Source organism: Paenibacillus sp. FSL F4-0100 (assembly GCF_037993005.1).
Classification (GTDB): Bacteria; Bacillota; Bacilli; order Paenibacillales; family Paenibacillaceae; genus Paenibacillus_AQ.
Map to the genome: position 1 here is coordinate 5,810,290 of NZ_CP150303.1, position 22,753 is coordinate 5,833,042.

At 46.8% G+C, this 22,753-nt stretch carries 23 protein-coding genes and 1 pseudogene; 10 read left to right on the forward strand and 14 right to left on the reverse strand.

Translation table 11 applies throughout. From position 1 onward, the window contains the following. Positions 1-387: 387 nt before the first annotated feature. Positions 388-1,596, reverse strand: coding sequence for a DUF418 domain-containing protein (locus MHH48_RS26285; protein WP_340388008.1), 1,209 nt, complete (start codon positions 1,594-1,596; stop codon positions 388-390). Positions 1,597-1,942: 346 nt separating this feature from the next. Here MHH48_RS26285 and MHH48_RS26290 point away from each other — a divergent pair, with 346 nt between their 5' ends. Further along, positions 1,943-2,632 (forward strand): response regulator transcription factor, encoded by a 690-nt coding sequence (locus MHH48_RS26290; protein WP_076324185.1) that lies wholly within the window; start codon positions 1,943-1,945, stop codon positions 2,630-2,632. Beyond that, positions 2,629-4,086 carry a HAMP domain-containing sensor histidine kinase gene (locus MHH48_RS26295; RefSeq protein WP_083659748.1) on the forward strand — a complete coding sequence of 486 codons (1,458 nt, stop codon included), beginning with the start codon at positions 2,629-2,631 and terminating at the stop codon, positions 4,084-4,086. The genes MHH48_RS26290 and MHH48_RS26295 overlap by 4 nt, the downstream gene beginning before the upstream one ends. 62 nt (positions 4,087-4,148) lie before the next feature. On the opposite strand, the gene MHH48_RS26300 is transcribed toward MHH48_RS26295, so the two are convergent. After that, positions 4,149-5,105, reverse strand: a complete 957-nt coding sequence (locus MHH48_RS26300) for an HD domain-containing protein (protein ID WP_076324186.1) — start codon at positions 5,103-5,105, stop codon at positions 4,149-4,151. A 225-nt stretch (positions 5,106-5,330) separates the two neighbouring features. Further along, entirely contained in the window at positions 5,331-6,251 is a 921-nt protein-coding gene (locus MHH48_RS26305) for an aldo/keto reductase (protein ID WP_076324187.1), read from the reverse strand. Between the two features lie 214 nt (positions 6,252-6,465). On the opposite strand from MHH48_RS26305, the gene mgtE reads away from it, so the two are divergent. After that, complete coding sequence (mgtE, locus tag MHH48_RS26310) at positions 6,466-7,821, forward strand: magnesium transporter (protein WP_076324188.1); 1,356 nt, start codon at positions 6,466-6,468, stop codon at positions 7,819-7,821. A 7-nt stretch (positions 7,822-7,828) separates the two neighbouring features. Here mgtE and MHH48_RS26315 read toward each other — a convergent pair whose 3' ends face one another. The 4 genes from MHH48_RS26315 to MHH48_RS26330 all read right to left on the reverse strand — a co-directional run bounded on the left by MHH48_RS26315 (position 7,829) and on the right by MHH48_RS26330 (position 10,243). Further along, positions 7,829-8,044, reverse strand: coding sequence for a hypothetical protein (locus MHH48_RS26315; RefSeq protein ID WP_076324189.1), 216 nt, complete (start codon positions 8,042-8,044; stop codon positions 7,829-7,831). A gap of 38 nt (positions 8,045-8,082) precedes the next feature. Beyond that, entirely contained in the window at positions 8,083-8,709 is a 627-nt protein-coding gene (locus MHH48_RS26320; protein WP_076324190.1) for a LysE family translocator, read from the reverse strand. Positions 8,710-9,072: 363 nt separating this feature from the next. Beyond that, a complete protein-coding gene (locus tag MHH48_RS26325) occupies positions 9,073-9,462 on the reverse strand; it encodes a YmaF family protein (protein WP_076324191.1) in 390 nt (129 codons plus the stop codon). A gap of 19 nt (positions 9,463-9,481) precedes the next feature. Beyond that, entirely contained in the window at positions 9,482-10,243 is a 762-nt protein-coding gene (locus MHH48_RS26330; protein ID WP_256720706.1) for a DUF2935 domain-containing protein, read from the reverse strand. Between the two features lie 371 nt (positions 10,244-10,614). Here MHH48_RS26330 and MHH48_RS26335 point away from each other — a divergent pair, with 371 nt between their 5' ends. Beyond that, complete coding sequence (locus tag MHH48_RS26335) at positions 10,615-11,277, forward strand: CatB-related O-acetyltransferase (protein ID WP_076324193.1); 663 nt, start codon at positions 10,615-10,617, stop codon at positions 11,275-11,277. Between the two features lie 297 nt (positions 11,278-11,574). Further along, complete coding sequence (locus tag MHH48_RS26340; protein ID WP_076324194.1) at positions 11,575-12,651, forward strand: SDR family oxidoreductase; 1,077 nt, start codon at positions 11,575-11,577, stop codon at positions 12,649-12,651. A 56-nt stretch (positions 12,652-12,707) separates the two neighbouring features. On the opposite strand, the gene MHH48_RS26345 is transcribed toward MHH48_RS26340, so the two are convergent. Together MHH48_RS26345 and MHH48_RS26350 are read right to left on the reverse strand one after the other, a co-directional pair. After that, a complete protein-coding gene (locus tag MHH48_RS26345) occupies positions 12,708-13,082 on the reverse strand; it encodes a helix-turn-helix domain-containing protein (RefSeq protein ID WP_076324195.1) in 375 nt (124 codons plus the stop codon). A 33-nt stretch (positions 13,083-13,115) separates the two neighbouring features. Further along, on the reverse strand, positions 13,116-14,465 hold the full coding sequence (locus MHH48_RS26350) for a PLP-dependent aminotransferase family protein (RefSeq protein ID WP_076324196.1): 1,350 nt from the start codon (positions 14,463-14,465) through the stop codon (positions 13,116-13,118). Positions 14,466-14,634: 169 nt separating this feature from the next. Here MHH48_RS26350 and MHH48_RS26355 point away from each other — a divergent pair, with 169 nt between their 5' ends. The 3 genes from MHH48_RS26355 (at position 14,635) to MHH48_RS26365 (ending at position 17,260) form a co-directional block, all read left to right on the forward strand. After that, positions 14,635-15,618 (forward strand): glycoside hydrolase family 43 protein, encoded by a 984-nt coding sequence (locus MHH48_RS26355; RefSeq protein ID WP_076324197.1) that lies wholly within the window; start codon positions 14,635-14,637, stop codon positions 15,616-15,618. A 166-nt stretch (positions 15,619-15,784) separates the two neighbouring features. Beyond that, a complete protein-coding gene (locus tag MHH48_RS26360) occupies positions 15,785-16,450 on the forward strand; it encodes a DUF6198 family protein (RefSeq protein ID WP_076324198.1) in 666 nt (221 codons plus the stop codon). Positions 16,451-16,591: 141 nt separating this feature from the next. Further along, positions 16,592-17,260 carry a hypothetical protein gene (locus MHH48_RS26365; protein ID WP_076324199.1) on the forward strand — a complete coding sequence of 223 codons (669 nt, stop codon included), beginning with the start codon at positions 16,592-16,594 and terminating at the stop codon, positions 17,258-17,260. Positions 17,261-17,389: 129 nt separating this feature from the next. Here MHH48_RS26365 and MHH48_RS26370 read toward each other — a convergent pair whose 3' ends face one another. The 4 genes from MHH48_RS26370 to MHH48_RS26385 all read right to left on the reverse strand — a co-directional run bounded on the left by MHH48_RS26370 (position 17,390) and on the right by MHH48_RS26385 (position 19,362). Further along, a complete protein-coding gene (locus MHH48_RS26370) occupies positions 17,390-18,028 on the reverse strand; it encodes an SdpI family protein (protein WP_076324200.1) in 639 nt (212 codons plus the stop codon). Then, positions 18,012-18,296, reverse strand: a complete 285-nt coding sequence (locus MHH48_RS26375; RefSeq protein WP_076324201.1) for an autorepressor SdpR family transcription factor — start codon at positions 18,294-18,296, stop codon at positions 18,012-18,014. Before MHH48_RS26375 ends, MHH48_RS26370 begins: the two co-directional genes overlap by 17 nt. A gap of 229 nt (positions 18,297-18,525) precedes the next feature. Further along, positions 18,526-18,720 (reverse strand): GNAT family N-acetyltransferase, encoded by a 195-nt coding sequence (locus MHH48_RS26380; protein ID WP_340388028.1) that lies wholly within the window; start codon positions 18,718-18,720, stop codon positions 18,526-18,528. Positions 18,721-18,780: 60 nt separating this feature from the next. Beyond that, positions 18,781-19,362, reverse strand: a complete 582-nt coding sequence (locus MHH48_RS26385) for a TetR/AcrR family transcriptional regulator (RefSeq protein WP_076324202.1) — start codon at positions 19,360-19,362, stop codon at positions 18,781-18,783. Between the two features lie 377 nt (positions 19,363-19,739). Between MHH48_RS26385 and MHH48_RS26390 the strand changes: the two genes are divergently transcribed. After that, positions 19,740-20,915 (forward strand): MFS transporter, encoded by a 1,176-nt coding sequence (locus MHH48_RS26390; protein WP_076324485.1) that lies wholly within the window; start codon positions 19,740-19,742, stop codon positions 20,913-20,915. A gap of 32 nt (positions 20,916-20,947) precedes the next feature. Continuing rightward, positions 20,948-21,132: pseudogene (locus MHH48_RS26395) on the forward strand (LLM class flavin-dependent oxidoreductase); the annotation flags it as partial. 60 nt (positions 21,133-21,192) lie between these two features. Here the strand turns inward: MHH48_RS26395 and MHH48_RS26400 are convergent. After that, positions 21,193-22,665, reverse strand: coding sequence for a chromosome condensation regulator RCC1 (locus MHH48_RS26400; protein ID WP_076324203.1), 1,473 nt, complete (start codon positions 22,663-22,665; stop codon positions 21,193-21,195). Positions 22,666-22,753 lie beyond the last annotated feature (88 nt).

Below are 22,753 nucleotides of genomic sequence, written 5' to 3' on the forward strand. Positions count from 1 at the left end.
ACAAAAAGACCCCCCGCCCGGAAAGGGACGAGGAGTCGTGGTACCACCCTTATTAGACATGCCGATAAAAGCAAACACATCTCACTTGAACCTCTTAACGCAAGGGTTACGGGTAAACCTACCATCCGCACAGAACATGCAGATTATCAGCATACCAGCTCCGGAATGAACTTCAGCGGAGAACCTTCGCCCGGGCGCTCTCAGTCGGTGGCAGCCCTTTCCTGTCAGGAACGTTCTTTCGCTTACTCTTTCCATCATCGCTTGTTATAACATATCGTGTTCGTTAATTAAGAAGCATTGTAATACACCCCGGATTGAAATTGCAAGAGTTTTATTTAAAGCTTGGGTGCTTTGATGCAGTGAAGTTTTATATAAGCGGGCTTCATGTCAGAGACGAACATTCACCTTCTGCCCCTGTTTTACCGGATTTCCCCAATACGTAAACAGGCGCCAGATGTATTCGAATGGTCCTATCGGGAGCCGATTCAACCAGACTCTGCTGAAGATCGCTTGCAGAGCAAAAATGACGACAACCATCACCATCTGCCAGATCGGTTCGATCGTTCCGTACCACCCCAATCCATAGCTGTAAAAGATCAATCCGCACAGGATCGATTGGAGCAAATAGTTGGTGAAGGCCATTTTTCCGGGATAAGAAAATAAATTCAATACCTTCTGCCACGATGTATTCTGGTATAAAAGTGCAAACGCGCCGATATAGCCCAGGGTCAAGAGTGGTGCACCAACGAATAAGGCTACCGCCTCGCCCCAGGATGGAAGTCCATCCGCTAGCGACATCATGAGTTGAAGGACAAGACCCAGGCTCCCGCCAATGACGACCAATCTAATGATCCCCATCCGGTGCCTCTGGACCTCATGCAAAATACGGTGCTTGCAGAAGTAGGCACCCATCAGGAACATCCCTAATACTTGCGGGTAGAAGACCACCATATTCAAGATGGAGCCGATGTAATCATTCAGCCGCTGAGCGATGATCTGAGTCATCGTCCCTTCTCCGTATATGGCTGCATCCCGCTCTTGGAAATAGATCCCCATCTGATGTGCATCCGCCTGGCTCAACGGCTCAAAAACCTGTCCGGCCGAGGAGCTCAGCAGACTTGCTCCCGTCAGGAGGACGGGAACGAGCAGCAGCAGGGACAGTGACCAGATCAGCAGCGTTCTCGGCTTGCAGCGCTGAAACAGCATCAGCAGAAAACCCATGAGTGCATAGTGGGTCAGAATGTCTCCGTACCAAATCAGGATGCCATGGATCAGACCGATCAGAAGTAAAGCCGTCAACCTGCGAGTATAGATGCGGTTAAAGCTTCGGCCTTTGGCCTGACTGCTCTCCTGTAACAACACCATGCCAAAACCAAACAGGAAAGAGAAAATCAAAATAAATTTGCCGTCAATAACAATTCCGCGCAGCAGCATCAGGATCTCATTGTACCAGCCTGACCATAATTCGACCCCGAAGGAAATGGTTTGTAACGATGTTGTAAAAAACGTAATGTTCACTAAAAAGATGCCTAGTAGTGCAAATCCTCTCAAGCTATCGATGAGCTGTATTCTTGGCTGTGGATTCGTTGCCATCATCGTACCTCCTTATCATTGTGCCTTCAGGTTAAGGTACAATCATAAAGAAAGGATAAAGATTTACATATTGAACTAAAAATACAGTAGCTTAAACAACACTACGCATGCGGATCATTCTTCCGATCGCTGTTGCCCCCAGATTTTCTATTTATCCATTAAAGAATGGTTGAAATCCGGGGGCAAAGGCGACCGCTATCGCTTCTCCAGAACGATTCCGCCTGCTCCGTTGAAGTATGAATATTTCATAAGTTTAATAGCGGAACTTTTCTTTATCCTTTCTTTAGAATTCTCAGGTAAACTATCAAGATGAATTTACGACTAGGACTTCTTGGAGGATGTAATAAATATGGCAAACGAAACGATCCTATTGGTGGATGATGAAGAAGAAATCATCTCTTTTATACAAGACGCTCTGGAGATTGAAGGCTATCACGTACTGACTGCCGGAAGTGGACGGGAGGCGCTAATCCAGAGCGAGCAGCAGCCATCCCTGATCATCCTCGATGTGATGATGCCCGAGATGAACGGCATTGAGGTCTGCGAGCAGCTTAGGGAAAGGACGCAGTGTCCCATTGTGTTCTTGAGTGCTTGCCAAAGTGAAATGGACCGGATCCGAGGGCTCGCTGCTGGCGGGGACGATTATCTGCTCAAGCCCTTTAGCCTCGCGGAATTGAAAGCCAGAATCCATGCCCATCTGCGGCGAGAACAGAGAATTCACGCGCAAAAAGAACAAGGCGTCCTGCGATTCCAATCCCTGATGATTGATTGCAAGGGACATGCCGTTACCTGCAGCGGGCACAACATCGCTCTTACGAATAAGGAGTATCAGATCGTAGAACTGCTGGCGATGCATCAGGGGCAGGTCTTTTCCAGAGAACAGATTTACGAGAAGTTATGGGGGTTTGACGCTGAGGGGGACGACGCTACCATTACCGAGCATATCAAGAAAATCCGGGCCAAGCTGGCCGCCCACGCCAAGGACCGCAGCTATATTCAAACCGTATGGGGCATCGGCTACAAGTGGGATCCCAAATGATGAAACAGCGTTCCATCAAAAACACGTTCGCCCGCCATTTCGTCTCCATTCTGGCCTGCAGCTTGCTGGCTACGCTTGTAACCTGGGGACTGCTCGTCATGCTTCTTGGGTACTTGTTCAACCATGACATCGTGCTCCCGGCAAATCATTACGAAGCTCAGATCCCTGTTATTTCGGAGTACGCGGTAGACCGGGGCGATTCTGTCATGAGCACGCAAGGACAAGCCGAACTTGAAAAGGTGATCCCCTCGCAGGGCATGTCCTACCTGGTTGTATCCCTTACCGGCGAACCCTTATATGGTGATCTTGCTCTAAAAGAATCGCTTAGCCGGCAAAAGATACTGGCACGCTTGAACCAGACGCGCAGCAGCATGAATCAAGTCGTTAAATACATTCCGGTTGTCTCCAGTGACGGAGATCTTGCAGGAGCTCTTCTGCTTGGATATAACCTGAAGGTGACGGCAGCCAATCCGGCGCTGAATCCCGTGATAACCTTTGGCTCCCTGGCCTTTATTCTGACGCCTTTTCTGTATATCATCTTGTTCACTCTGATATTCGGAAGACGATTCAGCCGCAAAATCAGCACTCCGCTGCAGCAGCTTCTCCAAGGAGCCGAACAGATTAAGGAGCGAAATTTACACTTTTCCATGACGGGGACATCATCCATAACGGAAGTTAATCAGCTTACGAATGCTTTTGAGGACATGCGTCAGGAGCTGGAGCAATCCATCGAGCGGGAATGGAGATTGGAGCAGGATAGAAGCACCATGTTTGCGGCTCTCGCTCACGACCTTCGGACACCGCTTACGATTATTCAAGGACATGTTGAGGGCTTGGAGCAGATGAATGGGAAGTCTTATGGAGCTAAACAATCGCAATATCTGCAAGTCATCAAACGCAACACCACACGTGCTTCGAAACTCCTTCAGGATATGAACACCATCGCAGAAATTGAAAAGGTATCTTTTCGGCTTCAACCGCTTCCCGTGGATATTGAAGAATTAGCGGATGATAAAACCATGGAATATGCCGCTTTATGCAGCAATAAGAACATAACGTTCCATACGGAGATCAACGATAATCGAATGAACAAGAAGCCCGTCATCCTGGATCCCTATCGCATCATGCAGGTTCTGGATAATCTCGTTTCGAACAGCATTCGATATACCCCAGAAGCCGGACAGATTCTATGGCGGATCGAAATCACCGAGCAGGAGGTGATGATGGCTGTGACGGATAATGGAGCAGGTTTTGGGCAGCAGCAAGATCTGCAGCAGGTATTTAAGCAGTTTTATCAAGGGAATCATCCTTCCTCCAGACAAAAAGGGCATTCCGGTCTGGGGCTGTATATCGCCAAACTTCTCATTCAGCATCATGGAGGGCATATTTCTGCCGAGAACACCCCGCCTCGCGGGGCAACGGTGCGCTTTACCATACCGACCCAAACATCATAACTTCTCCAAGCATCATAAAGAGGCATCCTACACGATCCTATGGATCGGGGATGCCTCAATTGTTATACCTTTAACCGATAAATCGCCTTATTATCGAGTCCGCGAATCATCGGTGTCCACGGCTCCGTTTCAAGCGTCGTATCCAGGGCATCCTCTACCATCTGCAGCTTGGCGTCCAGCAGGTCGATATGGTGCAGCGCAACGGCTTCAGCTGTTTGCGGCTGAACCGGGCTCCCCCACTCTCCCAGGTTATGATGGGACAGTACGAGATGCTGCAATCCCAGTACCACTTCGGATTCTAGCGCGATGTCGTTCTGAATGGCCGCTTCCACGATCCAGTTGGATGCCAGGGCGATATGCCCAATCAGTTTACCCTGGTTGCTGTAGTCCGTAACGATGCCCATCTGGGCGATCATCTCTTCCGGCTTTGCGATATCATGTAGGATAATGCCGGCCTTGATCAAGTCCGGATTCAGAAACGGCCGCTGCTTGCAGATGAAATCACCCATCTCCAGCATGCGGACAATATGATAGGCAAGTCCGGCAAAGTAAGCATGATGATAGGTTTTGGCAGCCGGATAATGCATCAGCTTCTCTTCCACCTTCGACACACAATATTGCACGATGCTTCGTACCTGCGGCTCCGTAATCTCATTCATCGTAAGTTTGATCGTATGTAACAGATCCACGGGACGGATTGGCGCAGCCCTTACAAAATCGGTCAAGGAAACGCCATCCTCATCTGTTGCCTTACGGATTCGGCTAATTTTGACTTGAAGCTGATCCCTGTAGCTCAGCACGGTTCCCTGGATTTTGACTAATTGCATCGGCAGGAATGTTTCTTTATCCTGAATGGTCACATCCCAGTACTTGGCCGAAATCTGGCCGCTCGCATCCGAGAGAATAATGTCAAAATAATCTTTCGGCGGCGTGCCGTTGGTCTGTCTCATATTTAATTCTTTCAGCAAGTAAAATCCAACAAAATCATCTTGAACGCTAAGTTTATTAATCGGTTTCATCTGGTTCCTCCCACGATCTTCATTCCATAAAACTACTCTATCATACTTATAACCTATTACTAAATACGATTCCCAATTCGTTCATAATTCTTGATCTGAAAGATTACAATCTAACGAAAAAAACCACTTAGCAAAGTGGCTTTTTACGATTTTCATATTATTTATGTCTAGATTCAAAGCCGCAGTCATAAGATCAGCTAAAATAATAAATGAAATCCAAGCGTTTTATTCCCTCCACGCACCTGGATGGTCGTCCTGGACCAAATCCAGCTCCACGGCTCTTGCGTTCATCTGCACCTGCTCGACGCTCTTGCAGCCTGGAATAACACAGCTGACAGCAGGATGCTTCAAGCACCAGGCCAACGCCCACTCGGCCATATTCACGCCCTCCGGCACTTCGTTCTGCTTAATCTCTTCCACAAGCTTCAGCTTGGCATTAATCTCGTCCTGGTCACGGTTCTTGCGCACATTATCGCTGAAGACCGTCCCCGGCTTATACTTTCCGCTTAAGTACCCGCTCGCTAGCGGAACTCGCGCCAATACGCCAAGATCCTGCTTCATGCATGAAGGAAGAACCTCTTCCTCCGGAGCTTGGTCCAGACGGTTATACACGACCTGAATGGCTTTGGCATTAACCTCCGCGGCCTTGTCAGTTTGATAGATATTTTTGTTGCTACCAATGGAAATGCCCAGATTACGGATGGTTCCCGCCTGAACCTGCTTGTCCAGCATCGTCCACATATCATCATTGTTGAACACTTCATCCGAGCCGGAATGGAATTGATACAGGTCGATGTAATCGGTACGAAGCGCTTTAAGTGATTCCTCCAGTTGAATTCGGATTTGCTTCGCATCCCAAGCGTGCTCCCATTGCTCATGCCATCGATGACCAAACTTCGAGGCAATGACCCAATCCTCGCGGCGGTCGCGCGACAAGAAATCGCCGATGAAATTCTCGGACATATGATGAGGCCCATAACATTCGGCTGTATCGAGCAGATTAATGCCAAGTTCCTTCGCATGCGTTAAGATGGCATCGACTTCCTTTTGATTGAAATCCTTCCCCCAATCACCGCCAAACTGCCAGGTTCCCACACCGACTACCGATACTTTCAGATCCGTTTTCCCGAGACGTCTGTACTTCATATACTCACCCCTACTCGTAGATTTGTGCGCCTATATCTTATTTGAAATTGCAACCGTTTGCAACTCTTGCTGCAGACTCTTTTTTTCGTCCATAAACCTTATTTTCATTCACTTGCCGCATCCTGACTGTTTAATAACAAGTCGTTATGGTGAACCCTATAATACGTAAACATTTTGCTATAATAGAACGGAATCAGAAAGGAGGATTGCAGGCGTGAATACTCGGACACTGGAGCAATGGATACCGGATATTATCGAGAGTCTAAAAGCAAAAACACCAAATGACTTTCAGCGAATGATCGATGAATTTCTGCCTTATGACCTGGCCAGAATACATAGCCATCTCAGCGATACAGACCAAACCCGCTTTCTGCAATTTCTGAACGAGGAACAGCTGGCCGATATGATTCAGGAAATGGAGCACGACCAGCAAATCGAGGTTTTGGGCAAGCTGGGCAAAGAAAAAACAGCCATCATCCTGGACTTGATGGATAACGACGACCTCGCCATTCTGCTTGACGAGCTGTCACCCGAGCAGAAAGACGAATTCCTCAAGGGAATGCGGGACGAGGAATCCCAATTTGTCCAGAACCTGATGAAATACCCGCCGGAAACTGCGGGCCGAATCATGACGAACCGTTATGTGTGGATTCCCCAGCATTACACCGTATCAGAGGTAGTCCAGAAGCTGAAAACCTACGTCTCCATTTCGGAAACGATCAACTATCTGTACGTCATTGACCAAGACAAAAAGCTGATGGGCGTGGTGTCCTACCGTGGACTCATTTTGGCCGAGCCGGATGAATATATGGTAGATATCATGCACAGCCGGGTTCTGTCCGTACCTGTGGATGCCGATCAGGAGGAAGTCGCCCAGATTATCCAAAAATACGATCTCGTCGCCATCCCCGTCGTTGAACAGGATAACAGGCTTGTAGGCATCATTACGGTTGACGATATTCTCGACGTCGTCATCAAGGAAGCCGACGAGGACATTCGGAAAATGAATGCCACTGGGGGCAAATCCATCGACTTCAACACCAAAGCAACCGTTGCCGCCTTTCGAAGATTGCCATGGCTAATCTTGCTCTTATTCATCGGTCTGATCTCCGGAACGATCATTTCCCGATTTGAAGAGACACTGGCTCAGGTTGTGGCGCTAGCCTTCTTCATGCCCATGATTGCAGGAATGACCGGCAACACTGGCACGCAGTCCCTTGCTGTTATTGTGCGAGGCCTGACCACGAAAGAAATGACGAAATCGCTGGTGTACCGGCTATTAGCGAGAGAGCTGAAGGTCGGATTGATGATTGGGGTCACATGCGGCATTCTGATATCCTTGATCGCATATTTCTGGCAGGGCAATCTCTATCTGGGGTTTGTGGTCGGAAGCTCGTTGATTGCAACACTCATCGTGGGAACCATGGCAGGTACCATCATCCCCCTCATTCTGTTCAAATTCAAGATCGATCCGGCCGTAGCCTCGGGGCCGTTAATTACAACCATTAACGATATCCTATCGCTTGTCATCTACTTTGGTATCGCCACCCTGTTTCTTTCTTACATTTAGCTGGTATTTACGAATAAACAGCATCATTTAGGATAAAAAAGACTTCCGGCTCACGCTCACGAACCGGAAGTCTTTTTTTTTTTGGCTCTGCCAGAGAAAGGTTATACGCAGGCTCAAGCACCGGCTTCGCATAACCGGATGTGGCCGTATGGATCATGGCAATCCTTAGTTCCTCTTCCGAAATATCGAGCCAAGTCGTTTTATAATTAGCCAGTCGTGACATCCTTCTTGTTTTGTCAGGTCACCTCTATAAAAGAGTTTTTAATTTTTTTGAGCGAAAGCGATTTTCAATCCAATAAGTGCAAAAATCGAGCCTTGCAAAATGTTAATCTTTTTGGAGATGGTAGGACTCTTATGCAGGAAATGTCCCAGTTTACCAGCAAATATACTGACAAAAGTGAAAATTATTATCGTTTGCACTAAGAATATCATTCCATATAGAAGCATTTGTAACGATACATTTCCAGCTTGATAATTTACAAATTGCGGGAGGAATGCAAGGAAAAACAGTGATACTTTGGGGTTAAGGATATTCATTATAATCCCTTTTTTATACAAAGACTCATGTTTTGAGGTGTTTAAATTAGTCTGTGCAAAACTCGAATCCTTTTCTCGAAATGCCTTATATGCTAAGTACAACAGATAAGCCGCTCCTGCATATTTGACAATTGCAAAGGCTACTGAAGATTGATAGATAATTGCTGAAATTCCGAAGGTTGCTGCAAGAATATGAACAATTAAGCCTGTACAAAGCCCCGCAGATGCTAAAATACCAGCACGTTTCCCTTTAGAAATACTTTGAGCCAAAACAAACATATTATCTGGCCCAGGTGCCAATGTTAACAAGATTGCAGCACTTAAAAATGATACTAATGTCAGAAAATCCACTATGAATCCTCCTTTTTTTTTATATAATTATAACCCCCTGTTCAAGATCTATCCACCGCCTAAACCAATCCAATTTGAGTTGGTTTACGTATATGAATGCACGACACATAGGAACACACGCCAACGCGTTGCCCCTTCTCTGCTATCTTCTGAACTTGTCACTAAAATGGCAGATCCTGATCAACTGAATCAATTACATGTAGACATTGGACATCAAAAAGCCGCACCTGGAGAGGGAGCGGCTTCGGTTTATGACTGAAAGGAATTCATTGAGTAAAAAAAGTCTACCAAATACCATTACAGTGCGGGCACACTCACCTAACAAGACGAAGATGAAAGTTCCTGACTTCGTTTGATGTTATTTTATCCTTGTTCATTACCAGTGTTTCCACTATATCGATGAGCATGTGGAATCCTGCCATCTACTGTGGTATAGCCTTCAAAATAATGATAATGCCCGCCGCCTGCCAAGGGAATGGCCGGGCCAGTGGTTCCTCTAATCATGTGCTTGTGTTGGTCGTTAAATGATGTTTGGGCATGATAATTATGGACGTGTGGAACGCCACTTGGAGCTGGTTCAGTTACACCCACGTAATGATGGAAATGTCCAACATCAAAGGAGGTATCTCCTTCAAAGGGATGAACATGAACGTTAACGGGTCTTCCATCCCAAGATGTAAGAAACAGTTGATGCGAGTGTTCCGATTCGGAGTCATTGGAATGAACAATAAAACCGGTTATTGGTATTTCCATCAAATACGCCTCCTTTATATTAATGCATGATTTCTTTCTTGTTTACCTTCATGCCAGACAATGACCGATCGAACATGTCAAGGATAAATAAGAATCGTTCAGCCTCACGAAAAACGTGATCTGCTAATAAAGGGTGAATGATACTTTTGATTCGACACTCCTCAATTAAATCGCGCGCGGTCTTCTTAAAATCTCGCAATGATTTGACTGAAACGCGGTTTTCATCAACAAATTGACTTAGTAATGGATGGGTTTGCGATTGTGGACGCATGGAACTTAAGTCAATGGCTTGAAACATCAACGTATCAAAATCTTGGCTAAACTCCCTTGCTTGTTCCACTAATTTTCGCTCGGATGGATCAAGCAGATGACCTATAAATTTTGCATGGTCAGCCATGATTTTTAGGAAAAAGACATTTTCATCGATAATCGCATCAGGTAATGGTTCAAGTCTCCCGCTATTGAGTTCCTCTAACCGATTTCTAAAGTAATTTGCTTCTCGGCTAACATGATCTACAAGCAAAGGGAAGTTTGTACCCCCAGGAAGTTGGCACCTTAGTATGAGCCCAAGTACCTTTCTCTTAAATGCCCAAATGTGAACAGCGGCATTGTGAACTTCTGAATTAAACTGTCGAATTGTTTGGGGATCAGTATCAGCTTGAAAAGAATGTGATCTTCTTTCAATCTCTTCAAAGATTGCATGAAATTGATTAGCCTCATTAATTAACTGCGTATCTTCACATCTAAATCCGAGTCGAAGAAAAAAGGAATGTTCTTTCATAATGCGTGACCAAAAACGTATTTCGTCTAATGATCTGACTACAAAAGGATCCGACAAACCATATCCCACCTTTCGGCACACTTAAAAACAACCATCTAAATTGGCTTGATAGCAGAGTATATGGTGAGGGCATGTTTCAATATGCATCTGAGGTGAGAAAATGAGCAGGCGTAATGAATGAGCCAAAAATTCACTGTATATTCAAACTGCGTGTTTGACGAAAAGATAATACGTTTGTTACAATCTCACCAACAAACAGGAAAAGGATGAGGACGATGGTTCGTCGTTTGAAAAGGTTTAAGAATGTAGCTATTGCACTAAGCTTCTGAGTAAATCATGATTTATTCTACTTAGAAGCGAGGAGAAAAAGAATGAAACAACATTCGTTTGAACACTGGTCCGAAATTAAGTATTTAAAGGATATTGTCACCAACCCCATGATTCAAGTAGGGGAATACTCTTACTATTCTGGTTATTACGATCATCATGATTTTGAAGATGGGTGCGTTAGATACCTATGGGGAGATGAAAAATCCAGAAGGTTGTTTAACCCCATCGAAGACCATGGTTGGCATATAGATAAATTGATTATTGGAAACTACGTATGCATTGCAAGTGGTGTAGTTATTTTAATGGGTGGAAATCACAATCATCATCCTGAATGGATAACCGTATATCCGTTTGTGGAGCAGATTGAAACTTCTTACCTACCAAAAGGCGATACAGTCATCGAAAGTGATGCCTGGATTGGAATGAATGCCATGATTATGCCAGGTGTGACCATAGGCGAAGGCGCCATTGTAGCGGCCGGTTCGGTAGTTGCAAAAGATGTCCCACCATATACTATCGTAGGCGGTAACCCTGCTAAAGAGATAAGGAAACGCTTTGCGGAAGAAGAAATTGAAAAGTTAAAGGAAATGCGATGGTTTGATTGGAAGCGCGAGAAAATTGAACGGGTCAGTCATATCTTGTCCAGTTCTTCCGTTAATCAATTATATGACTTTTATCAAAAAGAAATAAAACCATACGTTTAATTTCAGATCTTCTCATAGAAAAAACTAATAGTTTAAAAAGCAATAGTCCCTTCTTGGAATTCAAGAAGGGACTATTTTTCTGAGCCCGATCCTCAAAGTTTTGTTTATCATTCAAAACTCTTTTGTCATCCTGTTCAAAGAAACCCATTAGCTTCGTATCCCCTTTGATTTATGTGGTTGGCATTGCTTAAACATTACCAAAAAGTAACTAGGTCACTTCAAAGTGCGTACTTCTCAATCCGAACCCTAACGTGCAAAATGACATTAATCAAGAACATGTCGTTAGGAGATGAATTTATGAATACGGATCAACATTCACATTATTCGCAAAAGACGGCTTTGGTTGTAGGAGCCAATGGGGTGATCGGCCGCAACCTCATCGAATACCTTGCGACGCTTCCCGATTGGGATATTATTGGTGTATCGCGCCGAGGCGGGGAATCAACGAAACGTGTTCGTTATATATCGGCCGACCTGCTTGATCGCGAGGATACGATCGCCAAATTAAGTCAATTATCGGAAGTGACGCATATCTTCTATGCTGCCTATCAGGACCGGCCAACGTGGGCCGAGCTCGTTGCACCGAATCTGGCGATGCTCGTCCATGTAGTGGAAGCTATCGAGCCGATTGCTGCCAATTTGCAGCATGTCAGCCTGATGCAGGGCTACAAGGTATACGGCGCGCATCTCGGTCCATTCAAGACGCCAGCACGGGAGTCGGATGCCAGCCATATGCCGCCAGAATTCAATATCGATCAGCAGAACTTCCTCGAGGAACGGCAGCAAGGCAATGCTTGGACCTGGTCAGCCCTGCGTCCATCCGTTGTCAGCGGCTTCGCCCTTGGAAACCCGATGAATCTGGCGATGGTCATTGCCGTCTATGCCTCGATTTCGAAAGAGCTCGGCATCCCGCTGCGTTTTCCAGGTAAGCCCGGGGCCTATCACACTCTGCTGGAGATGACCGATGCCGATCTGCTCGCGAAGGCTACAGTATGGGCAGCAACCGAAGAACGATGCGCCAATCAAGCATTTAATATCACGAACGGGGACCTGTTCCGTTGGAACGAGTTATGGCCGAAGATTGCGAAATACTTTGACATGGAAACCGCGCCACCCCTGCAGATGAACCTGGAAACGGTCATGGCGGATAAAGAGCCGGTTTGGAATCGTACGGTTGAGAAGCACGGACTTGCGGAGCACACGTATCAAGAGGTTTCGTCCTGGAAGTTCGGTGATTTTGTGTTCTCCTGGGATTATGATTTCTTTGCAGACGGTTCGAAGGCCCGCCGCTTCGGATTTCATGAGTATGTCGATACAGAGGCCATGTTCATGAACATCTTTGACGAGCTCCGGCGGTGTAAAATCATTCCATAAGGATAGAAGAGCCGACTTTATGGATTCAAAGTCGGCTCTTTCATTCACTATACCTTTTAATGCGGATCCTCCAATGCCGGCTTCTCCAGCACCATGGCGGATTCGCCATACTTCCGTTCGATATGCGTATCTCCCCATCTGCACATCAGATGAAGAATTTCCTTTAAGCTCCAGCCATACTCGGTCAATTCATACTCCACCTTGGGCGGAACTTGATTATACGTTTTGCGTAATATAACGCCCTCCTCTTCCAGTTCCCGCAGATGCTGTGTCAGCATTTTTTGCGTGATCTTGGGAATCAGGCTTAAAAATTCACTATTGCGTCTTTTACCGAAGGTAAGATGAAAGAGAATGACCGGTTTCCACTTCCCGCCAATGACCTCCAGCGTAGCTTCAACCGCGGTATTGTACACTTTGTCTTTATTCTCCATGTAAGCCTCGCTCCTTCGTTCCACGATATGACATCACCAACTATTTCCAACCTCCCGCTTTACTTCTTCGACTATCGCACGAACCCCTTCCTCGATCTGATCCAACCGTGCTCTGGAAATACTGATACGTATAAACTTCTCGCGTATAAGGTAGTCGGACAGATAAAACAGCTTGCCAGACACCACATGAATGTTCCGTTCTTGCAGCCGCCTGATCAATCGCTCCAGGTTAACGGTCTGCGGCAGCTTAAACAGCTTATATATTCCGCCATCGCCAGGTACGGCTTCAATCAATCCAGTTCCCTCGTATCGCTGCACAGCAGCATTCAGAGATTGCATTCGGACTTCATACTGGCTATAAATCTTCTGTTTGTGCCGCTCGTACATCCCGTTGCTGATATAAATTTCGAGCGCCGCTTGGGACAGCAGCGACGTATCCCCATAACTACTGTGGGCATTAAACGTTTGGAGCAAATGTTCCGGCAGGACGACGGCTCCCAGGCGCAATCCAGGGAAAATAATCTTCGAGAAGCTCTTCAAATACACGACATGCGAAGTTCGGTTGTAGGCATAGATGGGATCGTATCCCCGCTCCTCGCCGAGATCAGCCATATAATCGTCTTCCACAATGTAGACATTATATTTCGCCGCCAGGTTAGCAATGGCCTTCCTCTGCTCTGCACTATAGGAGGTGCCCAGCGGATTATGATATCTTGACATCGTATAGAAAAATTTAATATGTCCGGATCGGAAATGCCCCTCCAGAGCCTGCAGGTCGATCCCCTCTGCCGTGCGGGTTAATCCGATAACGGGTACTCCTTCACTCTCCAACAACTGCAAGTAGTTATTGTAGCTTGGCTGTTCGACCAGAATGGCGGAATGTCCGCCGGGAAACGGCATTTTTGTCAAAATCTCAAGTGCCTGCTGGGCGCCCGCCGTAATCACGATCCTCTCCGCGGCAGTGAACACTTGAGCTCCTGCCAAATGGGAGACCAGGGTATGGCGCAGTTTCTCCATCCCTTGCGGATCGCCATAGGTAAACAGTTCATATTTATAGGTATCAATCGCCTTGTTCAGGCAATGCTGAAAATCCAGATACGGGAATACATTCACATCCGGAGAGGCCGAAGAGAAATCGATCATGGTGCTGACACTCGCGTCTTCTTCCTCTTTCGGACGATCGACCACATAATATCCGCTCTGGGATACGGAATAGATCGCATGTCGTTTCTCAAGCTCGGCGTAGGCTCGCAGCACGGTGCTGACACTGCATCCGTACGTGAGCGCAGCACTCCGTACGGAAGGCAGCTTCTGCCCGGGACGGTATTGTCCTTCCGAGATTTTGGATTCCATATCCGAGAGGATGGACAAGTATTTTCTCATCATGCACCTCCTGTCATTTCTATGCTTGATTATATCCGACCGAGCCTCAATCTAAAAAGATCTAATATTTTTAGGTGAAAAACCTAATTTTATTAGGTTTTTTGGGAGGAAAGCGTCTGATAGAATAAATACAAGCGCTTACAATGCAACGATTCAAGGAGGAAACGTGATGACCAAACCCGTACAGCCTAATGAACCGATCGTAACCCATATCTATACCGCGGACCCTTCCGCCCACGTATTCGAGGGTAAAATTTATATTTATCCATCCCATGATCTGGACCACGAGAATACCTCCAATGATAACGGCGACCAGTATGACATGGAAGATTACCATATTCTATCATTGGATGATGTGAATGCTCCATGCGTAGACCATGGCGAAGCCCTTCATGTAAAAGATGTTCCATGGGCGAAAAAGCAAATGTGGGCACCGGATGCTGCCTTCAAGAACGATACTTACTATTTATACTTCCCTGCCAGGGATCATGACGATATTTTCCGTCTTGGCGTAGCGACAAGCTCGTCCCCTTCCGGCCCCTTTAAGCCGGAGCCTCATTACATCCCGGGCAGTTACAGCATTGACCCTGCCGTATTCGTGGACGACGATAACCGGGCCTATATTTACTTCGGCGGCCTCTGGGGCGGACAACTGGAACAATGGCAGACCGGATCGCATATTTCGGATGCGGAAGGACCTGCCGCAGACGCGCCTGCCATGGGACCGCGGGTCGCAGAGCTGAGCGACGACATGCTTACTTTCAAGGAGACGCCGCGAGAAATATCCATCGTCGATGAGGAGGGCAACCCGATTGTCGCGGGGGATGAAGAGCGAAGATATTTTGAAGGACCTTGGGTCCATAAATACAACGGCACCTACTATCTTTCTTATTCTACCGGCTCAACACACAAAATCGTCTACGGCACGAGTCAAAGTCCAACGGGGCCTTTCGAGTTCAAAGGCACGATTCTAACACCTGTTATCGGCTGGACGACCCATCACTCCATCGTTCAGTTTCAGGATAAATGGTATCTCTTCTACCATGACAGCTCCCTCTCCGGCGGGGCCGACAACAAACGCAGCGTCAAGTTCACCGAGCTGACCTACCATGAGGACGGTACCATTCAGACGATTGATCCGTACGGTAAATAAGGCATACCAAGCTGAATTCCACGATGATGGAGTTCAGCTTTTTTTATTTCATTTTTTATACAGCTGCTTCGCTGTCGTTGTTTAGTGATATAATGAAAGCTGCTATCATTTTTTGATGTTAGTGTCGGCGGATCCATCTATATCATAACGAAGAAGGAATGCAACCATGACAAGGCAGCTTATGAAACGATATATCATCCTCATTGTAGGTCTATTCTTAATGGGACTTGGCACGGCTCTCGTGACCAAAGCCAATATTGGAACCTCCCCTATTGCCAGCGTACCGTATGTGCTGAGTTTAAAATTCCCCCTCTCCATGGGACTGATGACCATCCTGTTATGCCTGCTGTTTGTGGTGATCCAGGTCCTCCTGCTCGGTAAGCAGTTTCCCAAGATGCAATATCTGCAAGTGTTTGTCGGTGTTCTGTTTGGCCTGTTTCTGGATATGGGGGCGTATATCGTAAGTTCGCTCAACTTTACAGTGTATTTCATGAAAATTTTGGCGTTACTGACGGGCTGCATGATTCTGGCGATCGGCATCTATCTTCAAATCATCGCGAATACGATCCTGAACCCGGGTGAAGGCATCGTGAAAGTCATCTCTGAAAAGCTCGGTGCCGAATTCGGGAACATTAAGATCATGTTCGACTGGACCCTGGTATCCATCGGCATCGTCATCTCGCTGTTTGCTTTCGGTTCGATTGAAGACGTACGCGAGGGCACGGTCATTTCGGCTTTTCTGGTCGGTTATTTCATCAAGGCGCTGCGCCGGATCATGTTTCGTTTGCGCAGCAAAAGAGCCCGGGAAGCAGTGCTCGAGCAGAACTCGTAATTTTCATGAGAATCCTGTGGTTAAACGGTCACATTTTGATTATAATAAATGGTAAGAGACGAAGAACGTCCCAGCGCATTCCTTATTTGGAGTGAGGCCGGGGCGTTCTTTTTTTATTTATATGGGGAGGTATACCGTAAGATGGATTTTGAGAAGGCTCATAGGACATTTATGCATTATCATCTAAGGAACAGAACCGGAGAAAGAAGAGGTCGTCTGGAACGAGGGCATGGTGAGGCCGAAACCTTGTTTTGCCAAAATGTCTGGTGGCCGCTGCGTGGTCATTTTCGCGATTTACATCCACAATTCGAGGTGCTGGATTGGCGCGGACGATCCTATTATTGCAGCTTCGCCCTCATCACTCCGCATCTGAGGCTGATCATCGAGGTTAAACCATTTAGCACACATACAACCAAGATGGACCGGCAGAAATATTGCAACGAGCTGAATCGGGAAACTTTTTTATCCGCCATGGGTTATCAGGTGATTTCATTTGCTTGCGATGATGTGGCTCACCGCCCGGAGCTGTGCATGACGCTCCTGCGGATGGTCATAAACCGGTATCTGGCAGAACCGCATTCAACAAGTGTATCCACGGTAACAGAACGCGAAATCATCCGGTTTGCATGCATGCTTGCACGACCCCTCCGCCCGATCGATGTGAAGACACATCTGCGTCTGAATCATCGGACCGCCCTTCGCTTCCTTCATTCTCTTTGCGATAAGGGGCTGCTAATTCCGGTAACCGGGTCCCAGGGCAAACATGTTGTGAAGTATGAGCTCCATCCCTATGCGGCGCAGTGCCTATAGCTGCTAGGGGGAGGTCTCCCGAACGGATAGACTCGCGCTTTGCCGTAAAATAAACAAGCTGACCCATTCGATCCTGGAGTCAGCTTGTTGGCAGTTCGTGTAGTTTATGCGTTGAGAACCCGCCCGTTATTACACACCCTTTTTATACAAAGAGAATGAGTATATCGCTGGAGCCGCTGCAATCAGTATAATGACAGGGACAACTGCGACGGCAAGGTTCACCTTCAGAAACGCCATCAGGATCATGAAAGCTCCGCCTGCCATCCATAGATACCCTGCAAAACGATGCGTTTTATTCCAATTATCCTGGCTGTTCAGCGTCCAAGGCAGCTTGATGCCCACCGTATAATTCTGTTTGCTCTTCGGCAAATAATTGCCAGTGACCACGAGAAGCATGCCCACGAGAGCCGGTGCAATCGTCTGGATCGGCAGCTCGGCCCCCATGGCCTTGAACAGCGTGATCGGCATGAGAATGAGAGACAGCGCGGGGATGAGCCATAGACCCATCGTTCTTAAAACCGGGGCAGCATTCATTTTCTTAGGATCGTTGTTAAGCGCTACATGCATAATGACGTTAATAACTGCCGTAAACAACGGAAGCACAAACGCCGCAATCGCCTTCGACACATAATTATCCGGATTGCCCGCCGCGTCCCAGTGAACAGCCACCTGCTCAGGCAATTGGCTATACAGCGTCATTGATAAAATAATCGGCAACAAACAGATCAGCGTTGTTATAACCAGCATCGAACTATTCTTTTTCCCCATCTTGTTTCCCCCCGTTAAATTGTGAAAACCACAACATAATTTCTTCGAAAACGGACACGTTGATCTCATAGTAAATATAATTTTTATATTTCGTTTCAAATATCAGCCCGGCCTTCTTCAGCTGCGATAGATGATACGAAATAGTTGCCCCGGTCATATCGAAATGCTGGCCGATCTCTCCGGCTGACATTTTACCGCGCTTGAGCATAACGAGGATGTCCCGTCTCACCGGATCAGACAACGCCTTAAATGTTTCCGGAAACCCCAATGTGCATCACCCATATTTCTATTTAGAATTTCATCTAAATACATTATCTCTCATCCCTGCACCGAATTGCAATACCTATTTTGAAAAAAATCTAAATAGAAGATAAAATGGGTATCCCTACAGGCCCTATCACCATAACCAAGAAATCGTTACTTATCTTAAAACAACAAAAGTCCGCTGCGGAACAGCACACGAGCTGATCCTCAGCAGACTTACTTTCAAGGTCTGTTTATCCAAGTACCTTTTCAAATACCGGAAAGCTTGCTGTTCTGCCCGGGAAGTTGACTTCTCCCCGCAGGTCATAACCTAATCCTTGATACAGCTTGAGTGCAGCGGTATTCTTGGCATAGGTATCCAACCGAAGACTCGTGTAACCCTCTCGAGCCGCATATTCTTCGGAGAAGGCTACCAATTTTCGACCCAAAAGGCATCCGCGAATTTTTGGTGGGATAGCGCCTTTAAACGTTCCTGTTAGGATGACCATTTATCTAAGCAATGTAAGAGTCACCTCTATCGTATTATTTACGAATGAGCGCTCCGGACGGGATTTCAACATGACGGTCAGCCCAATTAGCGATACGATGAGCGCTTGTGATAAAGCTTTGGCGTTTGTGTCACTCGCAAGCTCGCCCGATTGTATGCCTCGTTCAACGGTTTCTTGAAATATGACCGCCAGGTACATCTGATGCTCCCTTGTCAGAATTTCAAATTTCTCATCATGAGGCGCAAGCTCGACCATCGTATTGATGCAAAAGCATCCTCGGCTGCGGCTTACGGAATATTCCTCATCAACCACATTCTCAAAAAGAGCTCGAAACGCCTCTCTTACCGTTCGATGGTTTTGCAGCCTGGTTCGCGCCTCGGAAGCATGCGACATCGTGTATTTTCGCAGAGCGGTTTCGAACAGTTCTTTCTTGTCGCCAAAGGCTGAGTATATACTGGGCCGCTGAATACCCATTCTGGAGGTCAAATCGCTTAATGAGGTAGCCTCATATCCCTTCTCCCAAAATAACTGCATCGCGGCATCTAATACTTTCTCTTCATCAAATTCGCGGACTCGTCCCATATTGAAATACCTCTCGTTACATTTGATTTTAAAGAAATTTTATGATCACACTGGAAAGCAAACAGTTTTTCATTACCAATCAGTATAATTGATTTTATGATATATGGCTGCTTTTGTCAAATACCGATTCCCTGTATATTGCAGTGTTATAACTACATTTTCAAATGTTACTCATACGATTGAAATAAATCCGTTGACATAGATTGTTATTATGGGATATATTTATCAGGCGATTTAACATACCGATCGGTACATAAAAAACCTCGATAGGATTGGTGCATAAAATGGAAAAATTGATAGCAAAAAAAGCGGTCCATGACGAAGCAGCGGCGAATGCGTCACAGGGGACGGTGACCACGGCCGAATCCGGGAATCGTATGCCTCTGACTCGTTACGTTACGTTATTGTTTGCGATTGCTTGCGGTATGTCAGTTGCCAATATCTACTTCGCTCAGCCGCTGCTCGATGAGCTGTCGAACGAGTTCAACATGGACTATTCCATCATTGGAATTCTGATTACCGTCACACAGATCTTTTATGCATTGGGACTGCTGCTGCTGGTGCCTCTGGGGGATTTACTGAACCAGCGTCGATTAATTATCGGTCAAATGGCGATCTCCATGGCGGCTCTCGTTATCGTTGGAACTGCTTCGTCCGGCACGATGCTCTTTGCAGGATTGGCTTTGGTCGGATTGCTTGCCGTAGTAACGCAGACTATTGTGGCGTTCGTGGCGACCATAGCTGCTCCTGCTGAACGAGGGCGTGCCGTAGGTGTGGTAACCAGTGGAATTGTGATTGGGATCCTTCTTGCTCGAACCATTTCAGGAGTTTTGAAGGATCTTGCAGGATGGCGTTCGGTTTATTTGGTTTCTGCTGCGTTGATGCTGCTCATGGTTTACGCATTATATAAGGTGCTGCCCAATGTTGAGCGTAAGGTAAAGACTCTTCCCTATTCTCAACTGCTTAAGTCGGTACTGATGTTGTTCCTGCAAGAACGGTTATTACGAATCCGCGCTGTTTTAGCTATGCTGATTTTTACCGCTTTCAGCATTTTGTGGACACCATTGGTGCTGCCTCTTAGCGCGCCGCCACTATCCCTTTCGCACTCTGCCATCGGGGCGTTTGGTCTCGTGGGCGTCGTGGGTGCATTGGCTGCAGCAAAGGCCGGTAAGCTAGCCGATCGAGGTTACGGCCAAAGAACGACGGGAATTGCATTGTCCCTGCTATTGCTGTCATGGCTGCCGATCAGCTACACGGAACAGTCCCTGTTTGCCTTAGTCATTGGTATTATTCTGCTGGACTTGGCGGTACAGGCGGTGCATGTCACGAATCAAAGTATGATATTTGTATTTCGCCCACAAGCGCGCAGTCGCATGGTTGCCGGGTATATGATTTTTTATTCCATCGGAAGTGCCGCCGGTTCCATTGCTTCGACCCATATCTATGCACAGTATGGCTGGCATGGAGTTTGCTTGCTTGGAGCCTCCGTGAGCGCTTTTGCTCTTATATTTTGGGTTATGACCAAAGGCGTTAAGAGCAATAACGGTTACTAAAATCTAAAGGAGAGTATTTCCTAGAGGCTGGCATTACTTCGTTTGTAGAAACTAAGCGGATGTTCACACAGGTGAAGTGAAGAGTCATGTCCCAGCTGTTGCGAAAAGTGTTAGAGGAAATTGTTCTTACTGATAAAGTGGGACCCTTCATGTGTTTGTAGGCGGGCATCATCGGAAGGATTATGCGGCATCTTCGCCGACGGTTGTGATGTCCGCATGCCTTTCCTTACAATAGCAAAAGACACGCCGGTATGGGCGTGCCTTCATTAATCTTTCCTTATGGTGTTTTCCCCAGGATCACTTCGCCTGTCGCTTTATTCCAGAACGACGGAATGCCAAGCTTTGATGTGATCAACTCCAATGGAAACATGCTCGAATCAGCCAGGAATGGAATGCTGGCATTTTCTCGCGTCACCTTCCCGTTCACCAATACAACTGCAGGATCACTGGACTTAATGGATACGGTATTCCCTCCATAAGAGAAAGACCAAACTGGAAATCGATGATTTCCGTGTTTCGGATCCGGATTGGACTGTCCGCGCTTCACTTTGATCCCGAGCGCTTCAAATACGCTATTATACGGTACATACAGCTTGTCTTTCACAATGGCGGATGATCCGTAGAAGCTAACCTTTTGTCCGTTTACCGACCAGGACAGAGGAGTCTGTACGAAGACTGGATTCCCATCGTTCTCGTTAAGAGAGCCGCTGCCCTGATATTTCTCTTCTCCCCAAGCCAGCACCTTACCGTCCTGATTGGTTGCATAACCTGTATATCCCTTGGTGCCCCATAACGCCGTTATACCTGTCAGACCTTTCACTTGAAAGGGCTTTGCCGTCGGGTCGTTGTAATTCCACTGCCAGACCGTGCCGTCGTTTTTAAGCATAAATAAACGGTTGGACCCTGTTCTTATCTCTCGGATTTCTTTAAGGCCCTTTACTGCAATCGGCGCTTGCTGCTTGGTATTCACATTCCACCGCAGCACCGTCCCATTCTCATGCAGCAGGAACACGTCATACCAATCCACTGCGATTCCGGTAATGGAGGAGGTAACCAGCGGTTTAACCTCGCCAAACTCACGTTCCAGGCGGAATCGATCGTAGAAACTGTTATATACCGTTAACATATCGACGCTGCCATCTTTACCGAGAATCAGTGCCTCATGTCCGGCGACCACTATTGTTTTTGCATTCGTGACTCCTTTGATAGGGAAGTACTTGACGGTCATCTTTAAATGATCATTCGGATCATACGTCGGACGCCATATCGTTGCAGTCCCATCCTTATGTAATGCGACAGAACCATGGTTTGAAATGACCAAACTGGCTACACCCTTAAGTCCTTCCAGCTTCATCAACCCTCCCCGTTTTTGGAAAGGATCCCCGTTAATATAAGGCGAGTAATTATCGCCCCAGGCCCACACATCCCCGTTTTTGTCCAAGGCATATGAAGAATTGTCACCTGCCGCCACCTGAACAATATCAGTTAGACCCGCAACTTGCTTTGGCACCAATTGATGAATGCTAGTCCCGTCACCTACTTGACCTGACTTGTTATAACCCCAGGCGGTCACGGAGCCGTCGCTCCATGCCGCTACACCATGCCCGCTGCCGCCAGCCACGCTTACCGGTATGGGGCGGGAATCACCGTTCACGGCCTTCGCAGCTCCCACAATGCCCAGCACCGTCCAATTGGCTGCTAATAGCATCGTCACTAACATATAAGCTACCCTGCGATTCCATTTCTTCACGAATAAGGCCTCCATTCACGATCTATAATGTTATATAATACCATATCTTAAAAGATGATAGGGAAAAATAGTATACCATCTTCCAATA